The sequence below is a fragment of the Luteimonas sp. 100069 genome, from assembly GCF_003813845.1.
Taxonomy (GTDB): Bacteria; Pseudomonadota; Gammaproteobacteria; order Xanthomonadales; family Xanthomonadaceae; genus Luteimonas; species Luteimonas chenhongjianii.
Window position 1 is genome coordinate 550,742 of the sequence record NZ_RPFN01000001.1, and the last position, 23,763, is coordinate 574,504.

Annotated in this window: 28 protein-coding genes; 16 read left to right on the forward strand and 12 right to left on the reverse strand. The window is 68.0% G+C overall.

The features are described from left to right. Positions 1-409: 409 nt before the first annotated feature. A complete protein-coding gene (locus EGK76_RS02465) occupies positions 410-1,690 on the reverse strand; it encodes an ectonucleotide pyrophosphatase/phosphodiesterase (RefSeq protein ID WP_123831539.1) in 1,281 nt (426 codons plus the stop codon). Between the two features lie 157 nt (positions 1,691-1,847). Between EGK76_RS02465 and EGK76_RS02470 the strand changes: the two genes are divergently transcribed. Then, a complete protein-coding gene (locus tag EGK76_RS02470; protein ID WP_096299443.1) occupies positions 1,848-2,171 on the forward strand; it encodes a hypothetical protein in 324 nt (107 codons plus the stop codon). A 51-nt stretch (positions 2,172-2,222) separates the two neighbouring features. Here the strand turns inward: EGK76_RS02470 and EGK76_RS02475 are convergent, their stop codons facing one another. Then, positions 2,223-3,101, reverse strand: coding sequence for a ThuA domain-containing protein (locus tag EGK76_RS02475; protein WP_343205610.1), 879 nt, complete (start codon positions 3,099-3,101; stop codon positions 2,223-2,225). 21 nt (positions 3,102-3,122) lie between these two features. Between EGK76_RS02475 and hutU the strand changes: the two genes are divergently transcribed. From hutU to EGK76_RS02490, 3 genes are all read left to right on the forward strand, one after another. Beyond that, positions 3,123-4,799, forward strand: coding sequence for a urocanate hydratase (gene hutU, locus EGK76_RS02480; protein ID WP_123831541.1), 1,677 nt, complete (start codon positions 3,123-3,125; stop codon positions 4,797-4,799). After that, entirely contained in the window at positions 4,796-5,482 is a 687-nt protein-coding gene (locus EGK76_RS02485) for a DsbA family oxidoreductase (protein WP_123831542.1), read from the forward strand. The genes hutU and EGK76_RS02485 overlap by 4 nt, the downstream gene beginning before the upstream one ends. Before the next feature lie 303 nt (positions 5,483-5,785). After that, positions 5,786-6,523, forward strand: coding sequence for a hypothetical protein (locus EGK76_RS02490; protein ID WP_096299438.1), 738 nt, complete (start codon positions 5,786-5,788; stop codon positions 6,521-6,523). A gap of 122 nt (positions 6,524-6,645) precedes the next feature. On the opposite strand, the gene EGK76_RS02495 is transcribed toward EGK76_RS02490, so the two are convergent. Further along, positions 6,646-6,864 carry a hypothetical protein gene (locus EGK76_RS02495; protein WP_096299436.1) on the reverse strand — a complete coding sequence of 73 codons (219 nt, stop codon included), beginning with the start codon at positions 6,862-6,864 and terminating at the stop codon, positions 6,646-6,648. A 308-nt stretch (positions 6,865-7,172) separates the two neighbouring features. Here EGK76_RS02495 and EGK76_RS02500 point away from each other — a divergent pair, with 308 nt between their 5' ends. From EGK76_RS02500 to EGK76_RS15485, 3 genes are all read left to right on the forward strand, one after another. After that, entirely contained in the window at positions 7,173-7,532 is a 360-nt protein-coding gene (locus EGK76_RS02500) for a YciI family protein (protein WP_096299434.1), read from the forward strand. A gap of 63 nt (positions 7,533-7,595) precedes the next feature. Next, positions 7,596-7,775, forward strand: coding sequence for a hypothetical protein (locus EGK76_RS02505; RefSeq protein ID WP_123831544.1), 180 nt, complete (start codon positions 7,596-7,598; stop codon positions 7,773-7,775). A 60-nt stretch (positions 7,776-7,835) separates the two neighbouring features. Then, positions 7,836-8,021: a hypothetical protein gene (locus tag EGK76_RS15485; RefSeq protein ID WP_199730836.1), complete on the forward strand. Its 186-nt coding sequence runs from the start codon at positions 7,836-7,838 to the stop codon at positions 8,019-8,021. A gap of 6 nt (positions 8,022-8,027) precedes the next feature. Here EGK76_RS15485 and EGK76_RS02515 read toward each other — a convergent pair whose 3' ends face one another. Beyond that, positions 8,028-8,927: a prolyl oligopeptidase family serine peptidase gene (locus EGK76_RS02515; RefSeq protein WP_123831545.1), complete on the reverse strand. Its 900-nt coding sequence runs from the start codon at positions 8,925-8,927 to the stop codon at positions 8,028-8,030. A gap of 95 nt (positions 8,928-9,022) precedes the next feature. On the opposite strand from EGK76_RS02515, the gene EGK76_RS02520 reads away from it, so the two are divergent. Then, on the forward strand, positions 9,023-9,364 hold the full coding sequence (locus EGK76_RS02520) for a YciI family protein (protein ID WP_123831546.1): 342 nt from the start codon (positions 9,023-9,025) through the stop codon (positions 9,362-9,364). A 204-nt stretch (positions 9,365-9,568) separates the two neighbouring features. Here the strand turns inward: EGK76_RS02520 and EGK76_RS15600 are convergent, their stop codons facing one another. Beyond that, complete coding sequence (locus tag EGK76_RS15600; protein ID WP_123831547.1) at positions 9,569-10,003, reverse strand: DUF305 domain-containing protein; 435 nt, start codon at positions 10,001-10,003, stop codon at positions 9,569-9,571. Positions 10,004-10,229: 226 nt separating this feature from the next. Between EGK76_RS15600 and msrB the strand changes: the two genes are divergently transcribed. After that, the gene (msrB, locus tag EGK76_RS02530; protein ID WP_123831548.1) at positions 10,230-10,694 is read left to right on the forward strand and encodes a peptide-methionine (R)-S-oxide reductase MsrB; all 465 of its coding nucleotides are present in this window, start codon (positions 10,230-10,232) and stop codon (positions 10,692-10,694) included. 92 nt (positions 10,695-10,786) lie between these two features. Further along, positions 10,787-11,362 carry a hypothetical protein gene (locus EGK76_RS15495; protein WP_199730837.1) on the forward strand — a complete coding sequence of 192 codons (576 nt, stop codon included), beginning with the start codon at positions 10,787-10,789 and terminating at the stop codon, positions 11,360-11,362. Positions 11,363-11,438: 76 nt separating this feature from the next. On the opposite strand, the gene EGK76_RS02540 is transcribed toward EGK76_RS15495, so the two are convergent. Continuing rightward, positions 11,439-12,098 (reverse strand): serine/threonine protein kinase, encoded by a 660-nt coding sequence (locus tag EGK76_RS02540; RefSeq protein ID WP_123831549.1) that lies wholly within the window; start codon positions 12,096-12,098, stop codon positions 11,439-11,441. An 11-nt stretch (positions 12,099-12,109) separates the two neighbouring features. Then, entirely contained in the window at positions 12,110-12,619 is a 510-nt protein-coding gene (locus tag EGK76_RS02545) for a sigma-70 family RNA polymerase sigma factor (RefSeq protein WP_233580137.1), read from the reverse strand. Positions 12,620-12,777: 158 nt separating this feature from the next. On the opposite strand from EGK76_RS02545, the gene EGK76_RS02550 reads away from it, so the two are divergent. Then, positions 12,778-14,142, forward strand: a complete 1,365-nt coding sequence (locus EGK76_RS02550; RefSeq protein ID WP_123831551.1) for an MFS transporter — start codon at positions 12,778-12,780, stop codon at positions 14,140-14,142. A gap of 184 nt (positions 14,143-14,326) precedes the next feature. Here the strand turns inward: EGK76_RS02550 and EGK76_RS02555 are convergent, their stop codons facing one another. Further along, a complete protein-coding gene (locus EGK76_RS02555; protein WP_123831552.1) occupies positions 14,327-15,061 on the reverse strand; it encodes a class III extradiol ring-cleavage dioxygenase in 735 nt (244 codons plus the stop codon). Positions 15,062-15,297: 236 nt separating this feature from the next. Here EGK76_RS02555 and EGK76_RS02560 point away from each other — a divergent pair, with 236 nt between their 5' ends. Further along, positions 15,298-16,326, forward strand: coding sequence for an SMP-30/gluconolactonase/LRE family protein (locus EGK76_RS02560; protein ID WP_123831553.1), 1,029 nt, complete (start codon positions 15,298-15,300; stop codon positions 16,324-16,326). 479 nt (positions 16,327-16,805) lie between these two features. Here EGK76_RS02560 and EGK76_RS02565 read toward each other — a convergent pair whose 3' ends face one another. From EGK76_RS02565 to EGK76_RS02575, 3 genes are all read right to left on the reverse strand, one after another. Continuing rightward, entirely contained in the window at positions 16,806-18,650 is a 1,845-nt protein-coding gene (locus EGK76_RS02565; RefSeq protein WP_123831554.1) for a M56 family metallopeptidase, read from the reverse strand. Position 18,651: 1 nt separating this feature from the next. Continuing rightward, positions 18,652-19,041, reverse strand: coding sequence for a BlaI/MecI/CopY family transcriptional regulator (locus EGK76_RS02570; RefSeq protein ID WP_096299410.1), 390 nt, complete (start codon positions 19,039-19,041; stop codon positions 18,652-18,654). 193 nt (positions 19,042-19,234) lie between these two features. After that, positions 19,235-19,858 carry a dihydrofolate reductase family protein gene (locus EGK76_RS02575; RefSeq protein WP_096299408.1) on the reverse strand — a complete coding sequence of 208 codons (624 nt, stop codon included), beginning with the start codon at positions 19,856-19,858 and terminating at the stop codon, positions 19,235-19,237. Positions 19,859-20,034: 176 nt separating this feature from the next. Here EGK76_RS02575 and EGK76_RS02580 point away from each other — a divergent pair, with 176 nt between their 5' ends. Both EGK76_RS02580 and EGK76_RS02585 read left to right on the forward strand, forming a co-directional pair. Then, positions 20,035-20,406, forward strand: a complete 372-nt coding sequence (locus EGK76_RS02580) for a hypothetical protein (RefSeq protein WP_096299406.1) — start codon at positions 20,035-20,037, stop codon at positions 20,404-20,406. A 76-nt stretch (positions 20,407-20,482) separates the two neighbouring features. Beyond that, positions 20,483-20,857: a hypothetical protein gene (locus tag EGK76_RS02585; protein ID WP_096299404.1), complete on the forward strand. Its 375-nt coding sequence runs from the start codon at positions 20,483-20,485 to the stop codon at positions 20,855-20,857. 50 nt (positions 20,858-20,907) lie between these two features. On the opposite strand, the gene EGK76_RS02590 is transcribed toward EGK76_RS02585, so the two are convergent. Next, positions 20,908-22,020 (reverse strand): alkene reductase, encoded by a 1,113-nt coding sequence (locus EGK76_RS02590; protein WP_123831555.1) that lies wholly within the window; start codon positions 22,018-22,020, stop codon positions 20,908-20,910. A 228-nt stretch (positions 22,021-22,248) separates the two neighbouring features. Between EGK76_RS02590 and EGK76_RS02595 the strand changes: the two genes are divergently transcribed. Then, entirely contained in the window at positions 22,249-22,779 is a 531-nt protein-coding gene (locus EGK76_RS02595; protein ID WP_199730838.1) for an MgtC/SapB family protein, read from the forward strand. A gap of 91 nt (positions 22,780-22,870) precedes the next feature. Then, positions 22,871-23,689 (forward strand): hypothetical protein, encoded by an 819-nt coding sequence (locus EGK76_RS02600; RefSeq protein ID WP_096299401.1) that lies wholly within the window; start codon positions 22,871-22,873, stop codon positions 23,687-23,689. Positions 23,690-23,763: the final 74 nt, after the last annotated feature.

The window sequence follows — 23,763 nt, forward strand, 5'->3', positions numbered from 1 at the left end:
CTCGATCAGAATCGGGCTGAAGGCCGCCCACCATGCCCACCGTCGCAGCGCATAAGCCCCTCTCCCTCCGGGAGAGGGGTTGGGGTGAGGGCCGCACATCGCAGCAATCACGCACTGCGCCTAAGCCCCTCTCCCTCCGGGAGAGGGGTTGGGGTGAGGGCCCGCAGATCGCAGCAAACCACCCGCAGCGCCCGAGCCCCTCCCCCCCCCGGGAGAGGGGTTGGGGCGAGGCCCGCAGCTCACAGCAAACCACCCGCAGCCCCGAAGCCCCTCTCCCTCCGGGACAGGCGTTGGGGTGAGGGCCGCAGATCGCAGCGAACCATCCGCAGCGCCCAAGCTCCTCTCCCTCCGGGAGAGAAGTTAGGTCGGCATCCGGCAGCCATCACACCCTCCAGCGGATCAGGCGCCCTCAGTGCACCCCATCACGCAGCGCCGGCAGCAACGTCGCGGGATCGCCATCGTTGTCAGCCGGCGTGACGCCCAACAGGCGGGCCAGAAGCGGATACACATCGACATTGTCGAAGCCGTCCAGCTGCACGCCCTCGCGGAACGCCGGGCCATGCGCGATGAAGAACGCGCGCATTTCGGGCGCGGCGGGATCGAAGCCATGCGAGCCGCGCGCGTGCGTCGGCCGCCTGGCCAGTGATGCGCGCGGTAGGGCATCCCAGCCCAGATGCATCTGGCAGACGATCGGCGGCACGCGCGGATGCGTGCCGAACTTCCAGCGCGCCGGCAGCTCGCCCTTGCGCCAGCAGTCGTAGCGGGCGTGCGCCCCGAGCAGCCTGCGTTCCACCTGTGCCTCGAAGCCGGGGTTCGGCACGATCCCGATCACCTGGCCGATGGACGTTACCCATGCCTCCTCGACGGTGGCCATGTCCTCGATTGCGATCGCCTGGCCGGGCGGCACCTCGGCCATGCCGTGGTCCGACACCAGCACGAGGTTCACGCTGTCCAGCAGCCCGCGCGCACGCAGGCCATCGACCAGTCGCGCCAGGCCCGCATCGACCTCGCGCATGGCCTGGCGGACTTCCGGCGAGTTCGGCCCGTAGTCGTGGCCGACGGAATCTGGATGCTCGAAGTACAGCGTGGCGAAGGCCGGGCGGCTGGCTTCGGGGGCCAGGAGCCAGCCCAGCACCGTGTCCACACGCTCTTCGATCGGGCGCGATGCGTCGAACCGGGCCCACTGCGTGGGCTGCACGCCGCGCACCGGGGCTTCGCTGCCGGGCCACGACAGCGTGGCGGTGCGCAGGCCGGCGTTCTCGGCGGTCACCCACAGTGGCTCGCCGTCATTGAACCAGGCCGCATTGCCCACCGCGTCGCGGTCCGACAACCGGAACTCGCCCAGCGCTTCGTCGTACATCGAATTGTGGATCAGGCCGTGGCGGTCGGGGCGCAGGCCGGTCACCAGGGTGTAGTGGTTGGGAAAGGTCAGCGACGGATAGGACGGGCGCATCCACGACTGCACGCCGTCGTCGGCGAGGGCGTCGAGGGTGGGTGTATCGCCGCGGCCCAGATAGTCCGGGCGCACGCCGTCGAGCGAGATCAGAAGCAGGGTCGGGCGCTTCGCCGGAGCGTTTGAAAGCGCGGCGGCGGAGGTCGGGAGTTCGGAGATATCGGGCGTGGCGCAAGACGCGACCAGGACCAACAGCGGAAGCAGCGCATACGCGCGCACACGGGAAGCGACAGGCATGTGCACAGGATAACGGCGGTACATGTCCGAGCGCAGTCAGCGGCGTGAAGGCTTGCCCGTTACAAGCGGCTTGTGCGGATGTTCATCGGCCAGCGAACACTGCGCCAGCGGCACGGCGTATCGTGGCGGACCGATGGACTGCACCGGGAGGTGCGCGATGAAACATGCATGGTGGACGGCGGCAATCCTGGCCGGCCTTGCGTTCGGCACGGTCTCGCAGGTCGCACAGGCGCAGCAACAGCAGGAAGAAGAGGAGGAGGTGGTGCGCGAGCGCGGACAACAACGCGCGAGCGCGGGCGATCGCTTCTGCATCCGCGAGACCGGCTCGCGCATCACCGCGGCCCGCAATACCCGCTCCAGGCGTGCCGAGCAGGAGTGCGTGAACGGTGGCGGGCGGGTCTATACCCGCGAGGACATCGATCGCACCGGCTCGGTCGATCTCAAGGACGCGCTGCGCCGGCTGGATCCTTCGATCTACTGATCCAACGCTGCATCGAAACGCCCGGTTACGGCCGGGCGTTTCCGTGTCCGCTCAACAATCCGCGCGGCGGCCGGTGGTGAACTCCAGGCCGCGCAGCAGCTGGGCGCGGAACACCGGGTCGGCGTAGAGCGCCGGGTCATGGCCCAGCCCCGTGTACCAGGCCGGGCCACCGGCATTGCGATGACACCAGGCGATCGGGTGGTCGTCGCCCATGCGGCCGTCGGGATGCGAGGCCGGGTCGATCGAAGCCGTCACCCGCACCCTCGGCCGGGGATTGCGCCGGTAGTCGTAGATCTCGTCGGTCACCTGCCACTCGCGCGCGCCGTCGGGGCCGGCGTCGCCCTCGAACACCACGCGCACCGACTGCAGGCCCTCGGGATGTCGCGCGAACCAAGCGCCGACGAGGTCGCCGTACCACGGCCAGCTGTAGCCGCTGTCGGCGGCGGCATGCACGCCCATGAAGCCGCCACCCGCTGCCATATAGCGTTCGAACGCTGCCTGCTGCGAGGCATCGAGCACTTCGCGCGTGGTGCTGTTGAACACCACCGCGGTGTAGGTGGCCAGCGTGGCGTCATCGAACAGCGCGGCGTCCTCGCTCGCGTCCACAGCGATGCCGGCCTGCGCGCCGAGCATCTTCAGCGTTTCGATCGCCACCGGGATCGAATCATGGCGAAACCCGGCCGTGCGCGAGAACACCAGCACGCGCGGCGCGTCGGGGCCTGCTTTCGATGCGGATGGGGCCGGGGCGGAAGAGGCCGCGGCGGGGACGGAAGGCGTGGTGGGCGTTGCGCAGGCGGCGAGTGCGGCCGTGCAGGCGGCAGCGAGGAAAACGTGGCGTGGTGTCATGCCGCGAAGGATACGGCGGCGCCGCGCCCGCGCCACGCCGCGGCGCACCAGCCGCCCCGCGGCCCGGTGCGATAATCGCCGCATCGTCTCCAAGGGAATGCCGCAATGACTGATGCCTCGCGCCACGATCCGTCCCGCAAGATCCGCGCGCCGCGTGGCAGCGCGCTGACCTGCCGCTCGTGGCTTACCGAGGCGCCGATGCGCATGCTGATGAACAACCTCGACCCCGAAGTGGCCGAGCGTCCCGAAGACCTCGTCGTCTACGGCGGCATCGGCCGCGCCGCGCGCGACTGGGCCAGCTACGACGCCATCATCGAATCGCTCAAAACCCTCGGCGACGAGGAAACCCTGCTGGTGCAGTCCGGCAAGCCGGTCGGTGTGTTCCGCACCCATGCAGATGCGCCGCGCGTGCTGATCGCCAATTCCAACCTCGTGCCGCACTGGGCAACCTGGGAGCACTTCCACGAACTCGACCGCAAGGGTCTGGCGATGTACGGCCAGATGACCGCCGGCTCGTGGATCTACATCGGCAGCCAGGGGATCGTGCAGGGCACGTTTGAAACCTTCGTCGAGATGGGCCGCCAGCATTACGGCGGCGATCTCACCGGCCGGTGGATCCTCACCGCCGGCCTCGGCGGCATGGGCGGCGCGCAGCCGCTGGCCGCGAGCCTCGCCGGTGCGTGCAGCCTCACCATCGAATGCCAGCAGAGCCGCATCGATTTCCGCATCAAGACGCGTTACGTCGACGAGCAGGCCACCGATCTCGACGACGCACTCGCGCGCATCGAGAAGTACACGCAGGCGGGCGAGGCGAAATCCATCGCGCTGCTGGGCAACGCCGCCGAGGTGCTGCCCGAGCTGGTGAAGCGCGGCGTGCGCCCGGACTGCGTGACCGACCAGACCAGCGCCCACGATCCCGTGCACGGCTACCTGCCCATCGGCTGGAGCGTCGAGCAGTGGATCAGTGAGCAGACCGCCAATCCGGAGAAGGTACGCGACGCCGCCAAGCAGTCCATGCGCGTGCATGTCGAGGCGATGCTGGCCTTCCATGCGCTGGGCATTCCCACCGTCGATTACGGCAACAACATCCGCCAGATGGCCAAGGACGAAGGCTGCAGCAACGCCTTCGATTTCCCCGGTTTCGTGCCGGCCTATGTGCGTCCGCTGTTCTGTCGCGGCATCGGCCCGTTCCGCTGGGTGGCGCTGAGCGGCGACCCCGAGGACATCGCGAAGACCGACGCCAAGGTCAAGGAACTCATTCCCGACGACCCGCACCTGCACCGCTGGCTCGACATGGCCGCCGAGCGCATCGCCTTCCAGGGCCTGCCTGCGCGCATCTGCTGGGTGGGCCTGGGCCTGCGCGACAAGCTGGGCCTGGCCTTCAACGAAATGGTGCGAAACGGCGAACTGAAAGCGCCGATCGTCATCGGCCGCGACCATCTCGATTCCGGCTCCGTCGCATCGCCGAACCGCGAGACCGAAGCCATGCGCGACGGCAGCGATGCCGTCAGCGACTGGCCGCTGCTCAACGCCATGCTCAATGTCGCCGGCGGCGCCACCTGGGTGAGCCTGCACCATGGCGGCGGCGTCGGCATGGGCTATTCGCAGCACTCGGGCGTGGTGATCGTCTGCGACGGCACCGCCGAAGCCGACAAGCGCATCGCCCGCGTGCTGTGGAACGATCCCGCCACGGGCGTCATGCGTCACGCCGATGCGGGCTATGACATCGCCAGGGACTGCGCACGCGAGCAGGGCCTGAACCTGCCGATGGTGCAGGCATGAGCGCCGTGCCCGCGGCCCGCGTGCCGCTGCGCATCGATTTCGTCTCCGATGTCGTCTGTTCCTGGTGCGCCATCGGCCTGGCCGCCCTGGAACAGGCACTCGCGCGCCTGCCCGACAACGTGGACGTCGAATTCCACGTGCGCCCGTTCGAACTCAACCCGCAGATGGCGCCCGAAGGCGAAGACATTACCGAGCACCTGCAGCGCAAGTACGGCATGTCGGCCGAACAGCTCGCTGCTGCCCGCGCCAACATCGCGGCGCGCGGCGCCGAGGTCGGCTTCACCTTCGGCGAGCGGCAGCGCATCTGGAACACCTTCGACGCGCATCGCCTGCTGCACTGGGCCGGCATCGCAGGCCGGCAACTCGAACTCAAGCGGGCATTGCTGCAGGCGTATCACGGAGATGGCGAGAACGTCAGCGATCACGCGACGCTCGTGCGCATCGCGAGCGGCGTGGGATTGGATGGCGGGCGTGCCGCTGCACTTCTTGCTTCCGGCGAATATGCCGATGAGGTGCGTACCGAAGAGCAGTTCTTCATCCGTAGCGGCATCAACAGCGTGCCGGCGGTGATCATCGATCAGCAGCACCTGATATCGGGCGGGCAGCCGGTGGAGGTGTTCGAAAGGGCGTTGGGGGAGATTGTGGCGGGGAAGGGGGGGCAGGACATTTCGGGCACAGCATAGGAGCGAAAGCCGCTTCCGTCAGGCGCGAACCGCCAGCGGGAGCGGAGAATTCTCTGATACGCACGGAAATGATGCGGATTTTGCAACCCGCCGGCACACGCTTCATGCGAGTAAGCGCAGAGGACGGTTTCCGGGGTGGGAGCCCAAAGGACGCCGTGTCGCCGTCCCCAGCCTTGGAAGAAGCGCCAAGCGGCTCCAAATGCTGGTGGCACTTGGACGGGCTTGGGAAGAGCATAAGAATTGCAGCTCGGAAGGGGGCGTGCCATTCCTCAACGCAGCTGAGATTGGAGGTCGACATTGAATATGGCGACAAGGGAAACAACTGCGTTGCTGGACGTATCGTTGCTGCGCTGGATGACGCAATCCACTCGGGTGAAGACCGCGCACACCATCGAGTCTGAGGGGCGCGCTCAAAAATTCCATGTAGCCCAGGTCCTCCCGCGAGAAATGCCCAAGGGTTGGAAGGCAGAAGAGGTGGCCATCCTGCCGGAACTTTGCATGCTGGAAAGATCGGGTTGGCTGGCTCTGTTCAAGAGCGCCGAGCTGCTCAGTGAAGAGATGCGTGGTTGGCAGGTCGGTCAAGGGCTGGCAGGTGATCTTCTATCGAAGATCAGATTCCGCTATGTCCCATCTCCCATCGAAAGAAGTCGATTGATGTCTTTGCCGTCGAATACTTACAATTCGAAGGAGTGCCAGACAGATTTCTTTAAAATGCTGCTGGAAGCCAATAGGCGCGGCGACCTGCAGAATCTTCGCAGGTGGCCATTAACCAAGTTCGAGCTGCAAAGTGTTGAAGAGTTCGGACGTTTCGCTGAGATCTGCTCATGTCTCACCGAGTCCCAGTACGTCGACGCATGGCACCTTTGGACAGCCGAGCGTAGTGGGATCGATTTTTTTCTGACGTTGGACAAGCGTTTTGTCAATGCGATGACTCGCACGTCACGTGTTTCTCTGCTCTCGCGTCCAATCTATCCGTCAGATCTTGTGGCTATCGCTCGCTGCGATGACCACGATCTTCTTGACATGAAGTCGAAGGAATAATGGGTCCAGAGTCACTTGGCCCGAGTGACGTTTGGCCTGATAGGGTCGGCCTCCCTTCTCTTGGTAGCTTGTCTTCAGAGGGGCAGGTCACCAGCAATAAAGGGTGCGCCGGTTGATCGACGTTACTGGTGCGACACGCCGCCGACAATCCACTCGACAATCGCATCGAATCTTCCCTGATCGAGCGCATATCCACGCTCGACGCGCAGCTCGGTGATGAAGTCTCCGGCGACCCTGGCCACCACCTGACCCGCATCGCGCGAGTATTTGTCCTCGGTCCCCGACACGACCAGCGTCGGGCGCGGGCCGATGGCCGCCAGCACGTCGTGCGTGTCGACCAACTGCGGGAGGCCGGGTACGGCTTCAAACAGGGTGATGCCGGTCTCTTCGCGGCGGCGGGTTTCGAAGCTGCACGCCGCGCTGAACTAACGGGGTCAGGTTCACTTACCTTGGCCAGATAGCGGTGCCAGGTTCACGTACTTGCACGTGGAGCGAATCTGTAGATTCCCCGCCTTAGCGGTCCGAGGTGCATTGACCGAGATCGAGTCCCCGCATCGAGTGCTTAGTGCATCGGGATGTCGATTTGGTCAGGCGTTGATCGTCGTACCAGGACAAGGCGGCATCGATTCGCCGCCAGAAGGAGACGACGATGCGTGTGATGGTGTTGGTGAAGGCCACGCAGGACAGCGAAGCGGGGATGCTTCCCACGCCCGAGATGTTCGAGGCGATGGGACGGTACAACGAGGCGCTGATTGACGCGGGCATCCTCAAAGGCGGTGATGGGCTGAAGCCGACCTCTCAGGGCAAGCGCGTCCTGTTTTCGGGCGCGGAGCGCACCGTCGTCGATGGACCGTTCGCCGAAACCAAGGAACTGGTGGCCGGCTTCTGGCTGTGGGAGGTCGAAGACCTGGACGAAGCGGTCGCCTGGGTAAAGCGCTGCCCGAATCCGATGCCCGGACCGAGCGAGATCGAGATCCGCCCGCTCTATGAGGCATCCGATTTGGGCTGATGGGCTGACGAGGCCTTGGGGCGCGCCCGTGTTGGGACTAGTGGGCTACACACCGCGCCGCTGATGCAGGCGAAGCGGCATCACGGAAATGACATCACCTTCGAGTCCGCGGTACTCGATCCGCTCGCGGCTGAAACCGTGGAAGGCGTCGATCCGGCCGCGCTCGAATGCGAGGGGAGCGGGGGCCGCGAGCCGGAGGCGTTCGCGAAGCATCGAACCGATAGCGTTGTGCATCGCGCATGATAATCCCGCCTGGCGCAAGAGAGAGCCCGCGGCACTGGTTTGCTCTACCGAGGATCACGCATGGCCAAATACCTGATCTCCTTTCCCGCGGCGGCGATGGTCGTGCCCGACGAGCAATGGAACGCTGTCGTACGCGAGTCGCATGCGGTGATCGAAGAGGCGAACAAACTAACGGGGTCAGGTTCACTTACCTGGGCTGCTTGTTCTGAAGGCAGGCGACTAAGTAGCAACGCGTGCGCCAGTTGATCGACGTCACTGGTGCGACACGCGGCCGACAATCCACTCGACAATCGCATCGAATCTTTCCTGATCGAGCGCATGCCCACGCTCGACGCGCAGCTCGGTGATGAAGTCTCCGGCTACCTTGGCCACCACCTGATCCGCATCGCACGAGTATTTGTCCTCGGTCCCCGACACGACCAGCGTCGGGCGCGGGCCGATGGCCGATAGCACGTCGTGCGTTTCGACCAGTTGCGCGAGGCCGGGTACGGCTTCGAACAGGGTGATGCCGGTTTCTTCGCGGCGGCGGGTTTCGAAGCTGCACACCGCGCCGCTGATGCAGGCGAACCGGCATCGCGGATCGACGGCGGCGTGGTAGAGCGCCGTGTAACCGCCGTACGAATGTCCGGCGATTCCCACGTGGCGTTCGTCCAGCTCGGCCGCGTCGATCAGCACGCTCAGCGCCCGCTGGGCGTCGTCGAGGCCCTTGCGCATCAGCGTGTCGCCGTCCAGCAGGCGATAGCTCATGGCGCTGTAGTGCTGCAGCCAGTCGTAATAGTGCGGCTTCACGCCGCGGATCTCGCCTCGGCGATCCTCGAACGTGAGCGCATCCGGGGCCAGGACAGCGAGGCCACGACGCGCGAGCGCCGGGCCAAATGCCTGGAATGGGCTGCCGACATCGCCGGCGACTTCGCTCTTGCCGAAGTGGAACTCGCCGTTGTGCTGGTGGAAGACCACTACGCCGCCTTGCGCGCGGCGCCCCGTCGGCTTGAACAGGAATGCAGGAATGACGTCGCCTTCGAGTCCGCGGTACTCGATCCGCTCGCGGTTGAAACCGTCGAAGGCGTCGACGCGGCCCCGCTCGAATGCGATGGGGGCGGGGGCCGCAAGCCGGAGGCGCTCGCGAAGCAACGAACCGATAACGTTGTGCATCGCGCATGATAATCCCGCGTGGGCCGAGATCACGCGGCCCGCGCCTGGCGCAAGAGAAAGCCCGCCGCACCGGTTTGCTCCACCGAGGATCACGCATGGCCAAATACCTGATCTCCTTTCCCGCGGCGGCGATGGTCGTGCCCGACGACCAATGGAACGCCGTCGTGCGCGACTCGCATGCGGTGATCGAAGAGGCGAAGGCCGCCGGCGCCTATGTGTTCGCGGGCGGCATCGATGCCGGCGCAGCGGTGGTGCGGGTGTCCGCGGATGGCACGGTCACCGACGGCGGCTGCGCAGCGGCGCGGCCCCTCGATGGCGGATTCGCCGTGCTCGAGCTGCCGACGCGTGAGGCGGCCGTGGCGTGGGCGGCGCGTCTGGCCAGGGCCTGCAGGTGCGACCAGGAGCTGCGTGTGTTCATGTTCGCCCCGGCGTCCTGAGGACGCCGGGCGCGCGATTGCAGTCGCGATGCACGCTTGCCAGGCCGGGCGGAGTCAGCAGGCGTGTCGCCCGGATCATCCCCAGCGCTGAGCGGTCCGGGTCAGACGAGGCGGCCGACTGTTCCCGCTGCGCGGAAGCTTCCGCCCGTGGGCCGCGACCAGCCCGCCGGCACCCGACGTTGCAGGCGCTCTGCCGGGCCGACCTCAGTGATGCGCGTGCGCGTCGTCGTCGGCTGCGGGCGCATCGGCAGCAACGCCACGTGCCTCCAGCCAGCGCTGCATCATCGCGATCTCTTCGTTCTGCGCGGCGATGACCTGCTGCGCCAGTGCGCGCACTTCCGGGTCCTTGCCGTACTCCAGCACGATCTCGGCCATGTCGATTGCGCCCTGGTGGTGCGGAATCATGCCGCGCATGAAGTCGACATCGGCGTCGCCGGTGAATCCCATCCCCATGCCCGCGTGCATCGCGTCGTTGGCGCGTTTGTAGGCGCGGGTGGCTTCGGAGTCGGCGCTGGCCACGGCGGCCGGAGCCGTTGCCGTGGACGGAACGGCGTCTGCCGTCGTCTCCGGTGCGGGTGCGGGCGAGCAGGCTGCCAGTGCAGTGGTCAGGGCGGCAAGCGCTGCGAATCGCATCTTCATTGCAAGGGTCCGTGTTCCGATAGAGCGCGCTAAGTTGCCTGCGCAGCATCGCGCTGTCCAACCCGGGCTCCCGGGCCGCGTGCCTGCTATGCGAGGTCGGCGGACACTCGGCCCGCCTGGACGGCCCGAAGCACGCGTAGGCAGCCGCCCGCCGCTGCGGCATCCGACCTTGCATGGATGCACCATCGCCTCCATCTCGTCCACTCGCGCCTTCCACGGAACTGCCATGAGCCGCTTCGATCTAACGCCGCCCAGCCCCGAACAGCGCGCCGCGCTTGAGGCGGGTCTTTCCGCCGACGAGCGCCGCGTTCTGCTGCAACATGGCACCGAAGCGCCGTTCTGCGGCGTATTCCTCGACAACAAGCGCGAGGGCACCTACTGCTGCCGCCTGTGCGGGCTGCCGCTGTTCCGTTCCAGCGCGAAGTTCGATTCGGGCACCGGCTGGCCGAGTTTCTTCGCGCCGTTCGATGCTGCGCATATCCGCCTGATCCGCGATACCAGCCACGGCATGATCCGGGTGGAAGAAGTGTGCGCCCGCTGCGGCAGCCATCTGGGCCACGTATTCCCGGACGGGCCGCCGCCGAGCTACGAGCGCCATTGCCTCAACTCGGTCTCGCTGTCGTTCGTCGATGCCGGCGAGCCGCTGCCTGATCCCTTGCAGCGCGGCGGCGCGGAAGCTGGCAGCGTCTAGAGCGCAGGTTCTGCCAGAAGTCACGGTGACCGATCTCACGCGTACGCAGTTGCCGCCTCCCGCAGAGTCGGCATTCCTCGGGGAGAACTGCGATGCAGCCGGAAATCGAAGTTTCAGCTTGGAGTCGTGCCAGCGCGGCACGGATCTGGATCGTCGTTGCTGTGGCCGTCGCCGAGCTGGCGCACCTGGCGTGGGAACATCTGCACGGTGGCATCGTCAGCCACCATCTGCTTGCCGATCCCGGATTGCCCGCCGTCTGGAACGGCTGGGGCCTGGTGCTGTTGCCGGCGCTGGCCTGGTGGACGTCGGGTCGGTTCGTCCGCCGCATCGCGCGTCACGATGACAGGCGCCGCGCCATGGTGGGGGGAGTGGCAGGTTTCGCAGTCGCTGCGATCGCCGGTGTGCTTCTGTCCGCGGCGTTCCTGCAGGGGCGCGAGGACCTTGCCAGCCTGGTGCTGTTCTCCGCCTTCGGACTGGCACTGCTGTTGCCCGGCTATCGCGCCGAATGCGTGCTCGGGTTCGTGCTGGCAATGACGTTCGTGTTCGGCGCCGTGTTGCCGCTGATGATCGCGAGCGTGGTGGCTGGTGTTTCGATGCTGGCCCACCGCGTGATCTACCCGGTGGCATCCCGCCTGTGGCGTCGCTCGCGCAGACCCGTGCCTGGGTGATCGCGTCATCCCGTTGCCCGGCGCGGCCGAGCCCAGGTCGAGGGCGACACGTTGGCGGGCAGCGCGGCTGCCTGGCTCAGTGGGCCTCGAACTCGGCGATCTCGGCCAGCATGCGCCTGCTGCGGCGGATGCCGTCGGCGCCATCGCCGCAGGCGCGTGTCTCGGCATCCGGTGCTCCGAGGATGCGCCGGTAATGACGAATGGCGTAGATACCGGTCGCGATCAGGCCGGCCGCACTGATCGCGAGGCTCCACACGATCCATGACGGCGTGCCGGCGCCGGGCTGGATGCGGTCGAGGCCGGCGACCGCGACCACGACCGGCAGCCACATGATCCACCAGGGCAGTCCGCAGATCGCGGAGTTGAGCGCATAGGTCCGCAGCAGGGTGGCCAACCGCCGCTGGATCTGCAGCACCGGCGCGGCGTAGTCGACGCGCGCAGCGAGCACCAGGGCCAATATCGCGCCGATGATGTTGATGACGCCGAATGCGTGTACCGCGATGCCGGCGGCCAGCAGGCCGGCGATGTCGGGATTGCGCGTCCAGCACATCACGCCCAGCGCGACCAGGCCGAGCCCGAGCAGGCATTGCAGCCAGTGGCCGAGCTTGAAGAAGCGCAGGTGGCTGCGCGCGCGGCCCAGCCGCGTCTCGCGCAGGACCGCCAGCTGCAGCGCGTCGCTGCGGCTGATGCGCGCTTCGAGCGATTGCCAGGCGGCCTTGAGATCGTCGTGTTCCATGGCGATGTCCTTCACAGTTCGTTGCGGATCCGCTGGCGCAGCCGGCTGATCTTGGTGGCGACGTTGGTCTGGCTGAGGCCGAGGATCTCGGCCATCTCCCGATGGCTGCGGTCGTCGAGGTAGAGCAGCAGCAGGGCCCGGTCGAGCGGCGCCTGGGCGTGGATGAAACGATGCAGGGCGCGGACCTGTTGCTCGGCCTGCGGGTCGTGGGGCGCAGGATCCTCCACGTCGTGCAGAGCCTCGTCGAACCGCACTGCATGCCGGTGGCGATGCGCCGCATTGCGGACGGCGCTGATCGCCACGTTCAGGGCAATCCGGTACATCCACGTGCTGAAGCGACGCGCCGGGTCGTATTTCGGCCAGGCCCGCCACAGCTGGATGGCGATTTCCTGGGCCAGATCGGCGCGATCGTCGGGGTCGCGGCAGTAGCTCGCGGCCACCGTCGCAATGATGCCGTGGTGCGCTTGCAGCTGCTTCGCGAATGCCTGGCGCTCGTCTTCGATGGGAACCGTCGTGTCCATGGGTTGCCGTGGTGCACCTGTCATTGGATGGTTCGCACACGGGCGGGGAATATCACGGATGCGATCGGCATCCATTGGCGGCGCTGGTGGACGGCCCCCGCGGATGAATCCGCAGCGCCCCTATACTCCGGCCCCGGTCCCGCCCAGCAGATCCATTCATGAGTGCTCCTGTCGCGCCCGCCGCCGTCAGCGCCGTGCGCCCCGCAAGCCTGCGCCGTTCGGTGTCCAACACCCTCAAGGGCTCGGCCGGCAACCTCGTCGAGTGGTTCGACGTGTATGTGTACTCGGTGTTCGCGGTGTACTTCGAATCGCAGTTCTTCGCGCCGGACGACAAGAATTCCACCCTCTACGTATGGGCGATATTCGCCGCGACCTTCCTGATGCGCCCGATCGGCGCGTGGTACTTCGGTCGCTTCGCCGATCGCTACGGCCGGCGCCTGGCGTTGACGGTATCGGTGTCGGTAATGGCCGGCTGTTCGTTTCTCATCGCGATCAGTCCGACCGCCCAGCAGATCGGAATCTGGGCGGCGGTGCTGCTGCTGATCGCGCGCCTGGTACAGGGCTTTGCGACGGGCGGCGAGTACGGCGCCAGCGCGACCTACATGTCCGAGGCCGCGATCCCCGGCCGCCGCGGCTTCCTGTCCTCGTTCCACTACGTGACCCTGGTCGGCGGCCACGTGCTTGCGCAGGCGACGCTGCTGGCAATGCTGTTGACGCTGGATACGTCGCAGATCTCCGAGTGGGGCTGGCGCGTGGCATTCGGCATCGGCGGCGTCGCCGCGATCGTCGTGTTCTGGCTGCGTCGTACGATGGACGAATCGCTGGAATCCGATTCCATTGAAGCCGCCAGGACTGGCGGCGCGCAGGCATCGGGTTCGATCCGCGAATTGTTCGTCCACCAGTGGCGTCCCCTGCTGCTGTGCTTCCTGATCACCGCCGGCGGCACGGTGGCGTTCTACACCTATTCGGTCAACGGCCCGAAGATGATCCAGGCCGCGTTCGCCGGCGACGACGCCATCGTCGGCACCTGGATCAACCTCGGCCTGCTGACCTTCCTGATGCTGCTGCAGCCGGTCGGCGGCTGGCTGTCGGACAGCGTCGGCCGCAAGCGCCTGCTGGTGTTCTTCGGCATCGGCGGCGTGCTCTACACCTGGTACCTGGTCACCGCGCTGCCGCAGCAGACCAGTGCGCTGTCGGCATTCGTGATCCTCGGCATCGGCTTCGTGATCCTGACCGGCTATGCCTCGATCAACGCGGTGGTGAAGGCCGAGCTCTTCCCCACGCACGTGCGCGCACTGGGCGTGGGCCTGGGGTATGCACTTGCGAACTCGGCCTTCGGCGGCACCGCGCCCCTGGCCTATCAGGCAGCGCTGAAGTCGGACCGGGTCTCGGCCTTCGTGGTCTACGCGACGTCGGTGATCGCGGTTTCGCTGGTGGTCTACGTGTTCTTCCTGAAGAACAAGGACCAGAACTGGCTCGATGACGAAGCCCACATGCGCGAGCGGACGGGCAAACGCGTCTGATCGCCTGCGGATCGCGCCAATTCCCAAGGTTCGCCGTAAGCCGGAGCCCTCCCCCGCAAGCGGGGGAGGGTTGGGTGGGGGCAGATGTTCCGATGCCGCATTCGCTGGTTCGCGAGACCAAGCCGCACTGTCGCGTCATCGCCGGGTCGCACGCTAGCCCCGTCCCGCGCACTCCAGTGTGTGCTCAGTCAGCGAGCGGCGCCGGCTCGCCATCGAAGCGGTAGATGTCCATCGCCAGAAACCCCATGTCGATGCCCGCATCGATCCGCTGCGCGCGTTCGGCGTACGGCGCCTGGCGCCGGTAGTCGAGCAGGGCATCGACATCCTCGGCGGCCATCCGCTGTTCGATCCAGTCGATGAAGGGCTGCACGTAAGGCGCCTGTCGCGCCTCGTCGTAGCTGCGCCAGTCGTGCAGGTTGTGGGTGATGCTGCCCGAACCGATCACGAGCACGCCCTCGTCGCGCAGTGGCGCGAGCGCGCGGCCGATCCGCAGCTGGTGCGCAGGACCGAGGCCGGGCTGGATGGACACCGGCACCACCGGAATGTCGGCGGCCGGATAGAGCAGGCGCAGTGGCACCCAGACGCCGTGATCGAGCCCGCGGTCCGGATCGACCTGCGGCTGCAGGCCGGCCCCCTGCAGCAGCGCGGCGACGCGCGCGCTCAACACCGGATCGCCGGGCGCCGGATAGCGGATGTCGAACAGCGCCTGGGGGAAGCCGCCGAAATCGTGCACGGTCCCGGGCGTCGCCGCGCCGCCGACCTGCGGGGAGCGGGTGAGCCAGTGCGCCGAAGCAAGCACGATCGCGCGTGGTCGCGGCAGGTCGGCGGCCAGCTCGGCCAGGCGTTCGCCGACCTTGCCGGGCTCGAGCGCGGTCATCGGCGAGCCGTGCGAAATGAAGAGCGCGGGCAAACGGGACATGGAAACTCCTGGGCGGCGGCATCGCGGCCGGAAGGGGAGCGGCCGCGGGCAGAAACTGGAGCCGGTCGGCGGCGGATTAAACAGGCGCCGCAGCAAGGCTCTGTTGCGGACGCAGTGGCGCGCCGCCTCGGCTTGTTCCGGGTGTGACTGCTGCCCACCGCTTCCCGGCGCAGGCGTACGGCGCTTGCCCCGCCAACGTGGCACGCTTCCAGGCCCGGACCTGTATGAGGCATGCCATGCGCTTTTTTTCCCCGCTGTCTGGCCTGATCTGCGCCACGCTGATCGGTGGCTGCGCGAGCACGCCAGTCGCGCAGTCGCGCGCCGCGCTGAGCGCCGAGGATCCGCGCTTCCACGACGTGGTTGCGCCCGACGCGCGCATCGAGCGCCTGGCCGAAGGCTTCACCTGGGCCGAAGGGCCGGCGTGGATCGACGACGGCAGCTATCTGCTCTTCACCGACGTGCCGGAAAACCGCATCCACCGCTGGTCCGACACCGACGGCATCTCTGTGTTTCTAGAGCCGTCCGGCTACGACGGCCCGCCGACCGAGGTACTGCGCGAGGCCGGTGCCAACGGCCTGTTCGTGGAGCCGTCGGGCAGCGTGCTGATGGCCGATTCCGGCAGCCGCACGCTCGCGCGGCTCGACCCGCGCACGAAGCGAAAGACCGTCCTCGCGCGCGCCTTTGACGGCCGTCGCTTCAACAGCCCGAACGATGTCGTCGCCCGCAGCGACGGCGCGATCTTCTTCACCGATCCGCCGTATGGCCTGGAGGGGCTGGACGAATCTCCGGTCAAGGAACTGCCTTTCAATGGCGTCTACCGGCTCGACCCCGACGGCAGCGTGCATCTGCTCGACGACGGCCTCACGCGCCCCAACGGCATCGCGCTCTCGCCCGACGAACGCACGCTCTACGTCGCCAATTCCGACCCGGCGCGCGCGATCTGGATGGCCTATGCGCTCGATGCCGCCGGCGCGGTGACCTCGCGGCGCGTGTTCGCCGATGCCACGGATCTGGTCGGTGACGACGCGCCCGGCCTGCCGGACGGCATGGCGATCGCGGCCGACGGCACGGTGCTCGCGACCGGTCCAGGTGGCGTGCTGGTGTTCGCCGCCGACGGTACGCGCCTGGGCAGGATCGCGACCGGCGGCCCGGTCGCCAACGTGACCTTCGGCGATGCCGATCGCCACACGCTGTATCTGGCCTCCGACAGCATCCTGGCGCGTGTGCCGCTGAAGATCGCAGGCGCTGCTGCGGTCCCGCGCTGAGGGCTAGCCGGCCCCTGCACAGGACGCGCCGTGCGGCGATACGCGCTGTCACTATCAGAGCTCGCCGCGCGGGCGTCGCGGACGGCGATCACGGCGCGAAGGCGGGTGGGCATTCCGGACTGCGTATGCGACTGGAAGAAATGGCGGCCCGCCCGGCCGCCGTTGTGGGTCCAACCGGCCACGAAAGCCGGCATCCGGTCCTGTTGCCGAGGCGCGTGGCCACTGAACGCGCAGGCATCGACGTGTGCCCGGGTGCTGGGTCGCCCCACGTGGCGCAGCTGATCGCGCCGCGAAAGGGGCCGGTGGCGACAGGTCCAGCCCATCACTGGTCAAGCGAGCCAGCCGGACGATCAGCCTCGGCACGCTATCCACGCATCGGCCCGACGCGTACCCGAGCATCGGCCACGCCTGGCTCGCCGTGGGGTACATAGCGGAACGGCCCGGTCGATGACCGGGCCGTCGGGCCACACTGAGTCGGCTCAGAGGCGTTGGGCGCGGCCGCTGGAAACGGCTTCGTCGAGCAACGAACGTGCCTGCCGGTTGGCGCGGGCCTGGGCGTCGGCCTGCTGGCGGGCCAAGGCGCTCTGCTGCTCGGCCAGTGCAACCTGCTGACCGCTCATGGTGCCCAGCTTCGCACCGAGCGCGCGCGACTCGGCCTCGAGCGCGGCGAGCGCGGTGCGGCGCGAGGCATCGTCGCCATTGCGCACCGCCTGCAGGGCAAGGTCGGCGACACGTCCGCCGATTTCGCCCTGCCGCGCACCGAGTTCACCCTGCTCGGCACCCAGCGCCCCCTGCTCAGCACCCAACGCCCCCTGCCGTTCGCCCAGCCGGGCCACGTCGGCAAAGGCCTCGCGGAAGCGCCCGATGGTGTCGGCATCGCGGACCACGTAGCGCGCATCGCCCCGACGCAGCCACAGCAATGATTCATTGCCACGCTGCGCGGCGCGGGCTTCGGCGAGTTCGTCGGTCGAACCCACGGCGACGCTGTGCTCGGGATCGATGAGCACGTACGACTCGGCGCCCGGCTTGCCGAGGGTGAAAGTACCGCGCAGCGCACCCTCGCCGTCACCATCGTGGCGGGTGCGGATGGTGTGCACGTGCCCACGCGAACTGTTGACGACACCAGCGGGCGGCGCAGGCGGCGCGGTCGGTTCGGCAGGCAGTGCGGGCGTGGGCGGCAGGTCAATCGGAGCGGGCGCCGAGGGCGCAGGCGGCGTCGCAGGCAGTGGGGGCAGGGCAGGCGCGCGGGGCATCGGCGGCGCGGGTGGGGCAGGCGCCGCCGCGGCGGGCGGCGGCGGTGGCGGCGGCGTCGCGGCATTGGTGATGCGGTAGGGCAGCACGCCGACGGCGGCGACCAGCAGGGTCGTCGACAGGGCAATGGCACTCGACAGCGGGCGGGTGGTCTTGAGCATGGTCAATCTCCGCTTGAGGAAGGTGTAGTCGGGGGAGGCGCTGGCCAGCCCGGCGTCGGGACGCGGCGCGATGCCCAGGCGCAGCAACAGCTGGGCGTATTCGCGTGCGCCGTGTTCGTGACCCGCCAGCACTGCGGCATCGCAGGCGCCTTCGCGGGCCAGGCCGTACTCGCGCGCTGCCAGGTGCGCGAGCGGGTGGAACCAGAACAGGTGCTGGGCAAGCGCCGGCAGCAGACCCAGCCACAGATCGCGGCGCTGCAGGTGCACCAGTTCGTGAGTCAGCGTCATGTCGAGCTCGTCGGGCCGCAGCGCTTCGCCGTAACCGCGCGGCAGCAGTAGCACCGGACGCCATGGGCCGATCAGCTGCGGCGAGGTGATCGCAACGGAAACTCGGACATCGGGCGCATCGCGCAGGCCATGTGCGTCGGCGGCCAGCGCGAGCGCCTGCAGCAGGGCGCGATCGCCGCAGGGCTCGGCCGCGCGGATCAGGCGCCGCGACGCGCGCAGGCCGGTCAGGCTGCGGGCGATCATCGCGACGAGCCCGAGCAGCCATATCGACGCGACAAGCAGCGGCCATGACCAGGGCGTCGACGCCTCGGGTGCGAACTGCACCGGATCGCCGCTTGCGAACGCCGCAAGCCCCGCTGCGCCCGCCTGCATCGGTTCCACCGGCGGGACCGGCATCGCGAGCTGTTCGAACGCGGGCAGCAGCGGCAGCGCCAGCGGGTTCGACCAGACGAGGCCGACCACCAGTTGCAGGGCGACCAGCCACCACAGCCAGCAGCGCGCGTTCGCGGAGAGCCGCGGCAGGGCGCGGCACAGCGCCCAGACCAGGGTGACCAGCAGCGTGCCCTGGATGCTGGCGGCGAGCAGTCGCGGCAGCAGGGTGTCGATCAACAGCGCGATGGCCATGTCAGGACTCCCGACGCTTGGATTGCAGGGTGGCGACGAGCGCCTCGAGTTCGGCCAGCTCGTCGGCGCTCACCTCCTTGCGCTCCGACATCCAGGCCACGAACGGCGAAACGGAACCCTGCAGGGTCTTCTCGACGAAACTGCCGATCGCGCTGTGCACCACCTCGTCCTGCTGGGTGGTCGGGGCGTAGCGGAACACGCCGCCCCCGGACTGGCTGCGGCGCAGATACGACTTCGCGCGCAGCCGCTCCATCATGGTCAGCACCGTGGAGCGGGCGAGCCCGCGCGGCTCGCCGAAGGTCGCGGCGACTTCGCCGACGCTCGACGGGCCGGCTTCCGCGAGATGTTGCAGCAGGGCCAGTTCCTGATCCCCGACGGTTTTCTTCGCCATGACACTTCTCGGTGACTACACGTGTCGTCACCATGCACATGACTACAGATGTAGTCAATAGGCCGGCAGGCACCCTGTCGGCCGGCCGGGTGCGCGCAAGGAATCCAATGCACGCATGCACGGCAGACATCCGCGCATGACGGGCGCGGCGTCGGGGGACGGGTGCGGGGAGGCAGCTCCCGCAGGCTCGAGCTCAATCGATCGCGAACGACCCGGTTTCGACCCCACCGGTCCGCGCGTACCGGGCGATCACGATGCCGTTCTGCGAGATCGCGCCGTATTCGAGCCTGAAGCCCGCCGGATACGAATCCGCGTCGAACAACCGCTTGCCGGCGCCCAGCACGATCGGAAACGTCAGTAGGCGCAGTTCGTCGACGAGGTTGGCGGCAAGCAGTTGTCGGACCAGCTGGCTGCTGCCCTGGGTCACCAGGGTCGGCCCGTCCTGCGCCTTCAGCGCGGCCACGCTGGCAACGGCATCGCTGCCGAGCGCGTGACTGTTGCGCCAGTCCAGGGACGCCGGCCTGTGCGTGGCCACGTGCTTGGCGGTGCGGTTGAACAGGTCGGCCAGTCCCGCATCCTCGCTGTCTGCCGGCACGCGCGGCCAGTGCGCGGCGAAGATGTCGTAGGTGCGCCGGCCGAGCAGCAACTCGAAAGGCCGCGAGAACAACGCGCCCATTGCCTCACCGAAGGCCACATCGACGTGGGGCGCCACCCAGCCGCCGAACTGGAAGCCGCCATCGCGGTCTTCGTCCGGTCCCCCGGGGGCCTGCATGACGCCATCGAGGCTGAGGAAGGCGGCGACGACAAGTGTGCGCATGATCGAACTCCCCGGAAGTGTTGGCGGTTGGTGGCATCAGTGACGACGAGCGAAGATCGTCGCGATCGACATGGCCGGGGTGATCGCCGTCCGCACTCGGCGGCCCGCGCACCCCACGCACACCAGTTCACATGGTCGTCGCTAGACTCGCCGCCACCTTCCCGCGGACCTGTCCCATGATCAAACGCATCGCTTCCGTCATCCTCGTCGCCCTGCTGGCGGCCTGCAGCGCCCCCGCCGAGCGTGTGGACGGGGTCATGCCGATCGGCGGTCCCGACAAGGCCACGATCACCAACGAAACCGACTGCATGCGCGAAGGTGGCCAGTGGACACAGCTGGGCCGTGCACCGGTCAAGCAGTGCCTGCTGCAGACCACCGACGCAGGCAAGGCCTGCATCGACAGCGATCAGTGCGAGGGCCAGTGCATCGCCCCGGAGGGTAGCGTGGATGGCACCCAGGTCGGCGGCAAATGCAGCGTCGATACCAATCCCTTCGGTTGCCAGCAGCGTGTCCGCGATGGTGTCGCCTCGACGATCTGCGTGGACTGACTGAGTACGGGGAATTCATGCCCGCTGCATGACGCGGCGCCTAGCGTCGGGACACTCCCCGATCCCAGGCGCCGCCATGAACCGCATGTCCCTGTTGTCGACCGCCGCGCTGCTGACCGCCTGCGTCACCGCGCCCGGTTGGGCCCAGCAACTGCAGCGTCCGAGCAATCCGTTGCCGCAGACCGCCACGCAGCCGAAGCCGGCCACGATTCCGGCCGATGCCTCGCAACGCGCCCATCCCGTGGGCACCATTCCGGAAAGCGGACCCTCCACGCCGATCCGGCCAGCGACGACGACGCAACCCATACAGCCGGCACCGGCGGTTCCCACGCCGGTGCGCGACGCCCAGGGCCGCATCGTGCCGGATGCACAGCAGACCACGCCCGGTCGGGCGCGTGATCCGGTGACCGGTCAGGAATTCCAGACCATGCCGACGCCCACGCGGCCCTGACCGCCGGCTACCCGCGCCAGTCTCAGTCCAGGCGGGTACCCGCGCCAGTCTCAGTCGAGGGTTGGATAATCGGTGTAGCCGGCATCGCCGCCGCCGTAGAGCGTGGCGGGGTCGAGTTCGTTGAGAGGTGCGTCCTCGCGCAGGCGCCGGACCAGGTCGGGATTGGCGATGAATGCCCGGCCGAACGCGACCGCGTCCGCATAGCCGGATGCGATCGCTGCCTCGGCGGAGGCCTTGTCGTAGGCGTTGTTGACGATCCATGCGCCCTTGCCGCCCGCATCCGTGTAGGCCGCCTTGAGCGCGGCATAGTCGAACGGCGCATCGCCCTGCCGGTAATCGCGCGGGCCGCCAGTGGCGCCTTCGATGACGTGCACGAAGGCCAGGTCCAGCGGCGCCAGCACCTCTGCCACATGCTTGAACAGCGGCATCGGCTCCGGGTCGTGCGCATCATTGGCCGGCGTGACCGGCGAGATGCGGATTCCCGTGCGTCCGCCGCCGATTTCCGCCACCACGGCCTGCATCACCTCGCCGAGGAAGCGGGCGCGATTTTCGATGCTGCCGCCATAGGCGTCGGTGCGCGTATTGCTGCCGCTGCGCAGGAACTGGTCGATCAGGTAGCCGTTCGCGGCGTGCACCTCGACACCATCGAAACCCGCATCGATCGCCGCGCGCGCGGCGCGCCGGTAGTCCTCGACAATGCCTGGCAATTCCCCGAGATCCAGGGCGCGTGGCGCGGACGTATCGACGAAGGCGCCATTGCCGGCGGCATCGTGGATGAAGGTCTTGGCATCGGCGCGGATTGCGGAAGGGGCAACCGGCGCCTGGCCATCGGGCTGCAACGACGTGTGCGAGATGCGACCGACGTGCCACAGCTGCACCACGATGCGGCCATCCGCGGCATGCACGGCATCGGTCACGCGGCGCCAGCCGTCGAGCTGTTCGGGGGCATACAACCCCGGCACATCGGCATACCCCTGGCCTTGCTGGGTGATCGCCGTGGCCTCGGAGATCAGCAGGCCCGCGGTGGCGCGCTGCGCATAGTAGACAGCGGTCCGCGGCAGGGGGACCGCGTTGGGGGAACGGTTGCGGGTGAGGGGCGCCATGACGATGCGGTTGGGCATCCTCAGGGCGCCGGCGGTCAGGGGATCGAAGAGTGTGGGCATGATGGAGTCCGCGGGGGGAGCCAATGAACCTGCTGCCGGCGCCGGCGTTTTCAAGCGCAACAGGCGATGCGCGATCAGGCGATCTTCCGGCCCGGCAGGCGTGGAAGGCCCCTCACTTCGATCCTACCGGGTCGTCGCTAGGCTCCTCCGCAGTCAAATCGGGCCCTGCACAATGTCGCGACTCCTGCTGTTTCTCCAAGATCCCCAGCCATGCGCCCGGGTGGCGCAGTGAGCGTGCTCGACCAGGTGGGAGCGGCGCTCGCGCGCGAACTCGCGCTTCCGGATGCGGACACCATGACCACGATCGTGGTCAGGGTGCTGGTGGCCGCGATCCTGGGCGGCATCGTCGGTTGGGAGCGCGAACGCAAGGGCCGTGCGGCCGGCCTGAAGACCCACATCCTGGTGTCGATCGGCTCGGCGCTGTTCGTGCTGGCGCCCCTGCTCAGAGGCATTGAGGGCGGGGACGTGACGCGCGTGATGCAGGGCGTGGTGTCGGGGATCGGCTTCCTCGGCGCGGGCGCCATTCTCAAGCTCGGCAAGGAGGAGCGGATCGAAGGCCTGACGACGGCCGCCGGGGTGTGGATGACGGCGGCGATCGGCATGGCGGCCGGCATGGGGGAAGAGATGGTGGCCTTGCTGACCACCGCCGTCGCGTTGCTGGTGGTCGCGGCGGTGCCGCGCTTCCGCAGCGAGCCGGGACCGCATCGCAATCTCAAGACCGGCAGGACGGTGGACGACGCGTCCGAGCTGGGGGGCTGAACGGACCTGCGCATGTTCGGCTTTCAACGACGGCGGTTTCATGCGGCTCCACTCACGGTGGGCGCCTGATCCCACACCGCTGGAGCGACGCATGAGCAAACACGACGACACCCATGACAACGGCCGCGACATGAATCGCGATCCGATCACCAAGGCGCCGGGCGCGCATCCCGTTGGCGTCGGCCTCGGTGGCGTGGCCGGCGGCGCGGCCGCAGGCGCGGCGGCCGGCACCGTGTTCGGCCCGGTTGGCACCCTGATCGGCGCGGCAATCGGCGTGGTTGCCGGCGCTGCGATCGGCAAGGGCATTGCCGAGCGCATCGATCCGACCGGCGAGACCGAGTACTGGCGAGAGGCCCACCGCGAGCGCGACTATGTGAAACCGGACCACGATTTCGACCGCGATTACGCGCCGGCATATGGCTTCGGCCTGCAGGCCCGCGAAGCGGACCGTACGCGCGGCTGGGACGAGACCGAAGCGGATCTCGAGCGCGAGTGGGAAAGCACCCGCGGCGAGTCCAAGCTCGCCTGGGACGATGCACGTCCCGCCGTACGCGATGCATGGGACCGTACCGATCGCACCCACGCCTTGTACGAGCGTGTGGACGCCTATCACGTCGAAGCATTCGACCGTGCGCCGTACCGTGATCCGGACGCCGATTACAACCAGTACCGGGACGCCTACCGCTACGGTGCGTACGCGCGCAGTCGCCACACGGACCGTCCGTGGGACGACACGCTGTCGAGCGAACTGGAGGCCGACTGGCCGCAGCGTCGTGGCCAGTCCAAGCTCGATTGGGACCGCGCCAAGGCGGCGGTGCAGGACGCCTACGTCTCGCACGATCACTACGGTGACAGTTACCTGCCCCGGAACGACGGGCTGATCAACAGCGACCGCTTCCGCGTCGGCTGAGTTGCAGCCGCAGCGGTAAAACAGAAGGGCGCGCCGATGGCGCGCCCTTTTTTTCTGGGCACCGCCGCCGGTCA